This is a genomic window from Nocardia sp. GTS18 (assembly GCF_013839555.1).
GTDB lineage: Bacteria > Actinomycetota > Actinomycetes > Mycobacteriales > Mycobacteriaceae > Nocardia > Nocardia rosealba.
In genome coordinates this window covers 80,818-91,184 of sequence record NZ_JACBIU010000019.1, presented here as the reverse complement: position 1 = coordinate 91,184, position 10,367 = coordinate 80,818, and the positions used below count along the sequence as shown (strand labels likewise).

The 10,367-nt window shown below is 70.2% G+C and carries 5 protein-coding genes; 2 read left to right on the top strand and 3 right to left on the bottom strand.

Annotated features, from left to right (window positions below):
- Nucleotides 1–1,756 (bottom strand): hypothetical protein (locus HYG95_RS16665; protein WP_181698851.1); only part of this gene is annotated, 1,756 nt, incomplete at its 3' end.
- Between the two features lie 254 nt (nucleotides 1,757–2,010).
- On the opposite strand from HYG95_RS16665, the gene HYG95_RS16660 reads away from it, so the two are divergent.
- Nucleotides 2,011–3,192, top strand: coding sequence for a polysaccharide biosynthesis protein (locus tag HYG95_RS16660; RefSeq protein WP_255495430.1), 1,182 nt, complete (start codon nucleotides 2,011–2,013; stop codon nucleotides 3,190–3,192).
- Nucleotides 3,193–3,217: 25 nt separating this feature from the next.
- Here HYG95_RS16660 and HYG95_RS16655 read toward each other — a convergent pair whose 3' ends face one another.
- Nucleotides 3,218–4,408: a DUF3068 domain-containing protein gene (locus HYG95_RS16655; RefSeq protein WP_181698849.1), complete on the bottom strand. Its 1,191-nt coding sequence runs from the start codon at nucleotides 4,406–4,408 to the stop codon at nucleotides 3,218–3,220.
- A 109-nt stretch (nucleotides 4,409–4,517) separates the two neighbouring features.
- Here HYG95_RS16655 and HYG95_RS16650 point away from each other — a divergent pair, with 109 nt between their 5' ends.
- A complete protein-coding gene (locus HYG95_RS16650; protein ID WP_181698848.1) occupies nucleotides 4,518–5,681 on the top strand; it encodes an acyltransferase in 1,164 nt (387 codons plus the stop codon).
- A 78-nt stretch (nucleotides 5,682–5,759) separates the two neighbouring features.
- Here the strand turns inward: HYG95_RS16650 and HYG95_RS16645 are convergent, their stop codons facing one another.
- Nucleotides 5,760–10,358: an alpha-(1->3)-arabinofuranosyltransferase gene (locus tag HYG95_RS16645; RefSeq protein ID WP_255495429.1), complete on the bottom strand. Its 4,599-nt coding sequence runs from the start codon at nucleotides 10,356–10,358 to the stop codon at nucleotides 5,760–5,762.
- Between the last annotated feature and the right edge of the window lie 9 nt (nucleotides 10,359–10,367).

Here is a 10,367-nt window from a genome sequence, read left to right as displayed (position 1 = left end):
CTTCGTAGGTGAGTTGGGTTGTGGTCAGGGTGGATTGGGAGGCGCCGAGGGGGCCGGGGGTGGTGCGTTCTATGAGGATCCAGCCGACGCCGAGGGCGGCTAGGTCGGTGGCGGGGGCGCCTTCGAGCAGGGCCGTTTCGACTGTGCGGGCGCGGTTTCCTTCGCCTGCTACTGCGTAGCCTCGGACGCGGAGTTCGCCTGTTTGGAGGACGTCGTTGGGGAGGATTCGGGGGGCGGGGTCGAGGACGGGAGCTGTTCCGCTGTAAGGGAATCGGCGGAACATGCCTGCGGGGAGCACGGCTACATCGCCCGGTGCGTCGATGTGTTCGACGACCTTTTCCCAGCCTGCGGGGTAGTGGACGGGGCGCATCTCGCCGCCGACGCCCCAGGCCAGGTCGGGGAGAGGGAGAATCAGCAGTCCGATGAAAAGGGTTGCGACAGCGGCAGTTCCGGTTCGTACGCCGTCTTGGCTCGTCGGCGCGAACCTGCGGGCGAAGGTGAGCACGGTGGTGCAGGCTGCCGCCGCACACAACACATACGCCGGCATCGCGAGCGCCACGTATTTCTGGCTGTCACGCAACAACCCCGCACCGGGCACGTGCACGACCAACCACTCACCGACCGCGATCCCCCCGATGGTCGCACCGAGCGCGGGCACGACCACGGCCACCACCGCGATGACCAACAGCGCCCGGTGCCCCCGCGCCCACACCGCCCGCACTCCGAGCGCGACTATCCCGAGCAACAACATCGTGGCGACGAACGCCACCGGGGTTGTCCGGCTGCCCGGAACCGCCTCCGCGTTCCAGATCCCACCGAGCCCGGCCAGGCTCCCCAACGTCCCCAACCACGGCTCCGCCCGCGCCGCGAACGCCGAAACACCCTCGGGATCCGACGGCTCGGCCCCGGCTCCCAATGCGGTCGCCGTCAACCACGGCGCACAGGTGAGCACCCACAGAACGCCCGCGGGCAGCATCTTCCGCCACCCGATCAGCGCCAGTCCGATGATGGCCGCTAGCAACGACCCGGTCGGCGTCAATCCGGCTGCCGCGAACGCCGCGACCAGCGCAGCCCACGCACCGACACGTGCTCCCGCCCGAGAACGGCGGGCCTGAACACCGCTCCGTGCGCGTCCGACGATCGACCCGGACGTACCACTCGCACGTGCCGAGTCGACCTCGCTGAAGCTGCCCGGTGATCCTCTGCCGCTGCCGGACTCGGCGGTCGACTCTGTACCACGGGCGAGGCTCGCCTCGGTGTGGCCGTGCCCGTACGACCCGACGCCGACTGACGAATCGGCATCCGGCTCGCGCAGACGCGTTGCCGCCAACGCCACCCAGGGCAATGCCGCATACCCCGCGAGCAGACTCCAATGCCCTTGGAGAAGGCGTTCGGCGACGAAGGGGTTCCAGAGGGCCAGGGTCGCGGCGACGAGTTGGGGGCCGGTGGTCGCGCCGACGAAGCGGCGGGCGAGGACGGCGGCGCCGTAGCCTGCCGACCACAGGGAAACGATCAGGATGGTTTTGACGAGGATGCCGCCGTCGACGGCAGGAGAGAGGAACGCGAGCAGGGCGTCTTGGGGCACCGCGCGAGGTGCGGCCGCGCCGAGACCGAGTGCGGAGTCGGTCAGGTAGGAGCGCGGGGTACTCACCGCGTCGCGCAGCAGCAGGTACCCGGAGCCTGCCAGCGGGCCGACGATCACAGCCGTGAGGAGCGCGCAGTACGCGGCAACCCAGAGCCTCGCGCTACCTGTCACATCAGAGCACCCTAGATGCTTGCGGTGAGCGCAGCGGGGCCCGCCCTGATCTGGACCGACCATGGAGTGCGACAACGCGAAGGGCCCGCCTCGAGCGCGCCGGCGCTCCAGAAGCGAAGCGCAGGGTGAGTCCGCTCGGACTCACATTTCGGGGTACCGCCCACCGCATGGGCGATGAGGTGCGACGATGGGGCGTGTCTTCGGTCCGCCGCCCCCCTGTTGTTGCCGATCTGACCTGGGTCACGGCCGGCGCGATGACCGCCAATGTCGCCGGTTACCTGCTGCAGATGTTGGCCGGTCGCTGGCTGGGTGTGGCCGGCTTCAGCGAGTTCGCGAGTCTGCTCGCGGTCCAGTTGTTGTGCGCGGTGCCCGCCTTGGCGATGCAGAACGTGGTGGCGCGCGAAGTGGTGCGCGGTGCCGGTCTGCGCGCGGTGCGGGCGATGCAGTGGCGGTGTGCGGCGCTGGTCGCGGCGGTCGCGGTGGTGCTGATCCCGGTCGTGGCGACGGTGCTGCACGTCAGTGTGCTGGCCTCGGCCGCTGCCCTCGGCGCCGCGCCCGCCCTGGTGATCCTGTCCGGTGAACAGGGAATCCTCCAGGGCGCCAACCAGTTCCGCGCCCTGGCGACGGTGCTCGCGCTGGCGGGAACCGCTCGCGTGGCACCCGCGCTGATCGCGCTCGCCCTCGGCGGCGGTTCGGCGGGCGCCCTGCTCGCCGCGGCGTGTGGACTCGTCGCCGCCGCGTTGGTCGCGGGCCGCATCGTTCGGTCGGCTACCGCGAGCGATTCAGCAGACCTGTCGATCGGTGGGCGAGCCGCTCCCGTCGAACCACACGCGCAGGCGATCGGTGTCCTCCCGGTCCTGCGTGCCGTCCAAGTGCAGGCCGCGCTGATGGCCCTGTCCTCGGCCGACCTGATCGTCGTGCGCATCGTCCTCGACGACGCCGACGCCAGCCGCTACTCCCTCGGCACCATCGCCACCAAGATCGCCTTCTGGCTCCCGCAGGCGGTGGGCGTTGTGCTGTACCCACGCATGGCCCAGCCGACGCATTCCGCCCGCGCCATCCGCGACGCCCTGTCGGTGCTGTCGCTGATCGGCATCGTCGCGGTTGTCGGCGCTGCCCTGGCCGCCCCGCTCGCGCCCCTGCTCGCGGGTCAGGACTACGCGCCCATCCAGGGCATGCTGTGGATTTTCGCGCTGCACGGCGCCATGCTCGCCGTCCTGCAGGGCGCGCTGCTGTCGGCGATCGCGGTGGAACGCACCGGCCTGGCGATGGTCACCTGGGTGGGTCTGGCCGTGGAGGTCGCCCTGATGCTCGCCTTTGCCGACAGCATCGGTTCGCTCATCGGCATCGCGGTCTGCGTTGCCGCCGTCACCACGACGATCGTCGCCTTGGTCGTGCTGCGCACCGCGCGAAACGACGACGGCCCCGGTCGGTGACCGGGGCCGTCGTGAACCGCTTGCCTCAGGGGCGTTTGTTCGTGTCGATCTGTTCGGTCGGCGAATCGTAGTCACCGCGCGGGAACTGGGTGGTCGGCGCTTCGTCGCCGTCCCAGCGGGTGGCACCGGTATCGGCGGCCGTGGGCGCAGGCGTCGGCCGGGTGCCACGCGGCGAGGCGTGGGCCGGGGCGCTACCACCACGCAGGCCGAGGAACAGGCCGGCCAGCAGCGCGATCACGCCGAGGATGCCGAGCACGATCGGCACGACGCGCCCGAACAGCGACAGCTTGTCGGTGTTCTCCTTGGCGATGGCCAGCTGCGACTCGACGGTCGACTCGTCGAACACGATGTGCGACTTGAGCGCGGTCACCTCGGGCTTGTCGGCCGTGCGCGCATAGAACAGGTGGATCGATTCGCCACCCTTGACGACGGTGCCGGTCTCCGGCTCGACCCACAGGTCACGCACGTTGGTGTAGTACCGGGTCATGGTGACCGGCGCGTCGGCGGGCACGTCGGTGACGCCCCACTTGGCGGCGGGCAGAGTGAGCCGGTTGGTCGGTGACTGCACCACGTCCCAGGTGCTGGTGACCGGCGCGATCATCTGGAACCGGTACACCTTGGTGCTGTTGATCTCGGTCTCTTCGATGAAGTTGGCGTCGAAGGACTTTCGCACGTTGATGTCGAAGTACGGGTACGTCTTCTTCTCGGTGCCGATCGGGAAGCGGTAGCCGATGCCGGTGTGCTGCACCGGTTCCATGACGCTGCCGTCCTTGTTGACGGTGACCGCGATGGAGCCGTTGGGCTCCTCGTCGACCGGCATGCCGGTGGTGCGCGAGATGGTGACGCGGTCGATGGCCGCGGTGAGCAGGCCCGTGTCACCCTGCACATCGGTGCGGCGCAGCGTCTGACCCGCCTGCAGCGTCATCTTGTCGGCGTCGGAGGGCTCCTCGACGGTGACGAAACGTTGCGAGATCAGCGGCACGTTCTTGTTGACAACGGCCGGACCGTCACCGGAGGTCAGCGACTTGGAGTCGAGGACGAGACTGTCCTCGCCCGGCTGGTTCTCCGCGATGGTGGTGATCTCGAGGTCGAGCGGAGTCTTGGCCACCTTGCTCACGGTGTAGGTGGGGATCATGAGCGCGGCAACGAGCAATGCCGCGCCCAGACCCACGAGCACGCAGGCGACCGTCCTTCTGGTACCGGCACTCAGTGCCATGCAAACTCTCCTCGTCGTTCGAACACGGATTGAGCCGACACTAACAGCCCATGACGACGGAAGGCGGCGCTGTGCCCGCTAAATCGCCGACACGGCAGACTGGACCCCGATGACGAGCCCGCACGCCCCCGTTCCGCCGCCGCGCACCTTCATCCCCGCCCTGGAAGGAATGCGTGGGATGGCGGCGCTCGGCGTGCTCGTCACCCATGTGGCTTTCCAGACCGCGGCATCCGGAACACCGGTGCTCGGGCCGATTCTGGAGCGCTTCGACATGGCGGTCGCGGTGTTCTTCGCGCTGTCGGGTTTCCTGCTGTGGCGTCCGCACGCCGCGGCCGCGCACGGGGTGGGTGCGGCGCCGTCGACGGGTCGGTACCTGCTGCATCGTTTCGCCAGGATCATGCCCGCGTACTGGGCCGTCGTGGTGTTCGTGCTCGTGCTGCTGCCCGGCGCCGCGCAGACGGCGAACCTGCGGGTGTGGGTGTCGAATCTGTTCCTGCTGCAGGTGTTCGTCCCCTTGACACTCACCGACGGCCTCACCCAGATGTGGAGCCTGTCGGTGGAGGTGGCCTTCTACCTGGTGCTTCCGGTGCTTGCGTTGGCGTTCGTCCGGCTGCGCGGTCCGTCGGCGCGGTGGCGGGTCCCCGTGCTGTGCGCGCTGGCCGCGGTGAGCCTGACGTGGAACCTGTGGCCGGTGCCGACACCCGACGCCATCCACGCCGACAACTGGCTGCCCGCCTACATCCCGTGGTTCGCGGCGGGCATGCTGCTCGCCGAACTGATCTACCGCTTGCGCACCGATGCCCGCTGGCCGAAGCTGCTGGCGAATCAGCCGCTGATGTGGGGCATCGCGCTGGTCGCGTTCCTGATCTCGGCGACGGAGTTCGGCGGACCGGCCGGTCTGGAACGTGCCGAGCCGTGGCAGTACGCGGTGAAAATGCTGCTCGGGGCGATCATCGGCTTCGGCCTGCTGGCACCGCTGGTGCTGCGCCCGGCCGACGCGCCACCGCATCGCTGGCTGGAATCGCGCACGGCGGCGGTGCTCGGCCGGTGGTCCTACGGTGTGTTCCTGTGGCACCTGGTCGTGCTCTCCATGGTGTTCCCGGTGTTCAGCCTGCTGCCGTTCAGCGGCAACTTCCTATACGTCCTCGTGCTCACCACCGCGCTGACATTGCCGCTGGCGGCCGCGAGCTACGCGCTGATCGAGGAACCCGCGCGCCGACTGGTCCGGCGCTGGGACAAGCGGAGGGCTGTGAAAGAAACCGCCCGCGTCTGAGCCGGTGAGCGGCATTGTCGGGCGACATCCCGCCTGTCGTACGGCCCGTCCGGCCCGATGGAGTCGGCCGGCCACAGGTCAGCGCCGGCGTGGAAGTGCGGCGACTCCCACCGCGACAACAGCGATGACCGCGGGTGCCTGCGCCCAGACCGAGCCACCCATATAGGTGGTGCCCGACCGCCACGTGCCGGTCGACAACGCCGCCACAGAGACCAACGTCCCGACACCGGCGACCCAGGGCAGCACCCGACTCGTCACCGCGGGCCGGAAGTGACTGCACGCCACCGCGATAACGGTGCACACCACCCCGAACGGGCCGGAAACCACCGCCACCGCACCGGTGAGCCCGAGTGCGGCCAGGGGGCGGGTACCCCATGTGGTCGGCGCCGGGCCGAGGTCGGGAACCGGTCGCCGACGTGGAATGGCAAGCAGCACAAGCGGAATCAGTAGCAGCAGGCCACCGAAGATCGCCAGCCGGTACCACCGGTCGTCCGGGAACGACACAGTGATCTCCCCGCTCGTCCCCGCCGGAACAAGCCAAGCCTGCTGCCAACCGTCGACCACGACGGGCTTCAACAGCTGCCCGTCGGCGGTGTGTGCTTCCCAGCCGACGTTGGTGCTCAACGGCAGTACCAGCAAGCCTGCCTTCGTCGGATCGGCTGCCGGCGAAGCGGGGCCTTCGTGGGTCGCATCGCGGGTGGGGGCTGAACCCCGAGCGCCTGATTCGCTGGTTGAGCTGTCGACGTCGGTCGGGCTCGCTGGCGCGTCAGCCGCACTGTTCTCGTCGATCGGCTCGCTGGGCCCGCCGGCAGTGCTGTTCTCTTCGGCCGGGCCGGCGGGATCGCCCCTACTGCTGTTCTCGCCGCCAGGGCTCGATTCGGAAGAATCGCTTGTCCCGCCGAGGACCGGGGCGGCCGCGAGATCGGTGCGCGGCAGCCGAATTCGGTCCACCGTGAACAGTTCCGTCGGCACGACGGTGAGGTCGGGCTTGCCGGGCAGCAATTCGATATCGGCCGCGTCCGATTCGCAGGGGCGTGCGGAAACCGGTGCACCCGAACGGAGTTCGTCGGCGGTCGCGGTGACGGTCGTGTGCACTGCGCGCCCGCCGATGGCGATCACCGGCCCGGCCTCGCAGCCGATGGTCACGAGCCGGTCGCCGGGGGCGCGGGCCGGGTAGTCGGGGCCGAGTACTTCCACTTCGGCGAGACCAGCCGGTTGGGTGAGGACGAAGCCGAGCGCGGTGCGGTCGAGCACCTCGTTCCACTGCTGAATGCTCACCTCGACCCGATCGGTGACGGTGGGGTGCAGCGAGATCCGTGCCGGTTCGCCGTGTTCGCGTTCGGGCAGCTCGCGCATCTGCGGCCCGTTGCCGAGGTTCACCAGCACGGAGGTGGCGGTGGCGGGCAGGCCGCCGAGGGCTGTGGTGATGTCGAGCCCGGTTACCAGCGCGGGTTCCGGAAGTTCCAGCACCAGTGTGGGTTTGGCGCCCGCGAGTCCACGGACGGTGGCTTCCGGTGCGGTCCAGGTGGTTCGGGGGTCGCCGTCGGTGGCGGCGAAGGCGGCGCCGCGCAGGTCGGCCACATCGGCCTTACCGCGCGCGATCGGCCTGGTCGGGTCGGTGAGCAGCGCTTCCAGGGCCGGTCCGGGGCGGGTGCGCACGGTCAGGTCGGTGCTCACCCGCATAGGTTCGGGCACCGAGAGTGTCCGCCCGAAGACGCCGGGTTCCTCGGCGGGCAGGCCGAGCCCCTTGCTGCAGTGCACCCGCAGAGGTCCATCGAAACACGCTGTGCGACCGGGGAATTCCTGCCCGAGGTCCCAGCCGGTCACCATGGTGCCCGCCGGAACATCGGGGAGCACGACTCGATGCCGGATATCGACGCGTACCGGCGACTCGCGTACCGAATAGTCGTCGAGGGTGAGCTCGCTGATCCCGAATTGCCCACCGCGGGTGCCGGTTTCGGTTCGCGCGGCGGTGATCATCACCCACTCGGTGCGGCCCGCGGGCAGGGCGACGGTGACCGGCGCACCGGGCTCGGTGATCCGGGCCGACACCGTGCCGCGCGACGTGCGCACCTCCACCCACTTCACCGGATCGCCGAGCGCGGCGGCGGTCGTGGTGAACTGCAGCGAACCGCTGGTGATCGGCTTGTCCAGATCCAGCCGGAGCCACTGTCCCAGTGCGGATTCCGCGCCGTTGCTGATCCATGCGGTGCTCGGATCGCCGTCCACGGCGGCGGCGGTGGAACTGCCGGGTGCCGCGCCGCCGATCTGGGTGGCGTCGGCCGCCGAACTCGAGGTGGTCACCTTCGCGCCGGACCACTGGCCACGGACGAGTTCGGTGCCGTCGACGGGGTAGTCGGGGACGAGGTTGTGGGTTCGGCGGGCGTCGTCCGGAGCGCGGACAGCGGAGTTGTGGTTGTCCACCCGCCCGAAATCCGATTCCCGGTCCATGGGTGTGTCGGTCAGCAGCACCGGTTCGGCCGGGAGTCCGGCGCGCGCGGCATCGGCTTCGAGAAGCACTGGGGCGCTTGCCCCGTCACGACGAACACGCTCGAGCACCTCGGGTCCGCCGCGCACGACGGGCACCGAGTCGAGCCCCACCGTGTAGGCGCCGGGGATCGAGTCGGGCGCGCCGGTGCCGCTGCGCACCTGCGTCGGCGTGCCCGGCGTCGCGGCGTCAACCCGGTATATCTCGATGGCCGGGTACGACGGCAGCAGGTCGTTGTCGACGACCAGCCCGGCGTCGTCAGCGCGCGGTCCGATGGGCGAGCCGAATTCGGCGACCTTGGTGAGCCCCGGCGAACCCTCGATGGCCTGGTGCGCCAGCATCGGCCGGGTGGAGCGGGAGGTCTCCGGGTCGAGGTCGTTGCGCAGCACCACGATTCCGATGCCTTGGTTCGCCAAGGTGGTGGCCAGCCCGGTCGACGGTCGTCCGTCGGCGATGAGCCGCTGCACCGAGTCCATGGCGCGGATGGTGCCCGGCGGATTCAGCGGCACCGAATCGCGCACGGCCCACGGGGTACTCGCCAGCGCCTGCAGTGGTTCGTCACGGGTGAGTCCCCAGATCTGGCTGCCGAAGGGCGCCCCGGGGACGACGAGTGCACGGGTGTCGGCGGCATTGTCGGCCAGCCATCGCGCGGTGTCGGTCCAGTAGGCGGGCACCCGGTCGTAGGCGCCGCGCGGGGCGAGCCTGCCGGTCCACGCCAGCGAAGTCGCGAGGGTGAGCGCGGCCAGGACGAGCGCCGCCACGGCCACGACACGATCGCGCTCGGGATGGGCGAAAGCATTGCGCCACACCGGCATCGGCACCGACGCGGGCAGCGGCACCCGGCCGAGCAGGTGCGCGAGCCCGACCACCAGCGGCAACCGGATCAGCGGCTCGAGCTTGTGTACATTGCGCAGCGGCGCACCACCGGAGTCGAGGAAGATCCGCACCGATTCCGCGAACGGCCCACCGAGCGTGCCGACATACCCGGCGCAGATCCCCGCCAATCCCACGCACAGGATCAGCACGAACCGCCCGCGATACGGCATCGACGACCGCGCGAGCCCCGCCATTCCCGCCGCCGCGAGCAGCCCGGTGGCGAGCACCGCGGCGGGCTGGGTCACCAGCACGGCCCCCGCGATCCGCTCGGGCGACACGAACGGCGTCCAGCTGTCGGTACCGCGCAGCACCTCGCTCAGCGCCGCCCACTGTGTGGTCACGCCCGACGACTCGATGTAGTCGAGGAACGGCGGACTCACCTTCCCGAGCAGCAGCAGCGGCACCACCCACCAGAAGGTGGCGAGCACCAGCAGCGGAATCCACGCCCGTGTGAACCGCCACCACTGCCGATTCGGCCGGTAGGAGGCCCACCACAGCGCGGCGGGCAGGAACGCCGCCACCGTCGCGACAGCATTCACCGACCCCATCAGCGCGAGCGCGAGCGCACTACCGGCGGGCGAGAGCATTCCGCCGCGCGTGGGTCCAGACGCAACCGACTCGCCGGCGCTCGAGCCGCGACCGGCCCGCACCCCTCGGCCACGCAGGCGACCGACTTCGCCGGACTCGGCATTCCCGACCGCGCTCCCCGAAGTGCCGGTGGTGGCAGCCTCGACGACGCTGTCGTCCGGCGCGTTGTCGCCCGGACTGTCGGGCCGCGGACTTTCCGGCGCCGTGTCGACCCGCGTGGACTTACCGCGCAGTGCGACGCCGAGCGCGGCGGGCGCGAGCAGCACCCACGGCGCCAGCATCATCGGCAGCGTTTCCGAGGAGATCGACCCGAGCGTGGTGAGCACCCGTGGCGACAACGCGAACGCGACACCCGCGATCACCCGCGACCCGCGCGCCCCGATGCCGAGCGTTTCGCAGAGCTTGACGATGCCCCAGAATCCGGCGAGCAGCAGCAGCGCCCACCAGACGCGCTGGGTCACCCACGCGGGCACATGCAGCAGGTGACCTGCGGAGAAGAACGCGCCGTGCGGGAAGAAGTAGCCGTAGGCCTGGTTCTGCACCTGACCCATGGGCGCCTGGCTGCTCCACAGGTGCGCGGCGCGCGCGAGGAAGCCGAGGGGGTTCTGGGCGAGGTCGTATTTGGTGTCGGCGACGGTGAGGCCGGGCGCCTGCGCGAAAGTCAGGACGAAGGCGGCTACGACCGAGCCGACGAACCAGCGCCAGCCCAGTGGCGCCTTGTTCAGGTGCCCCGA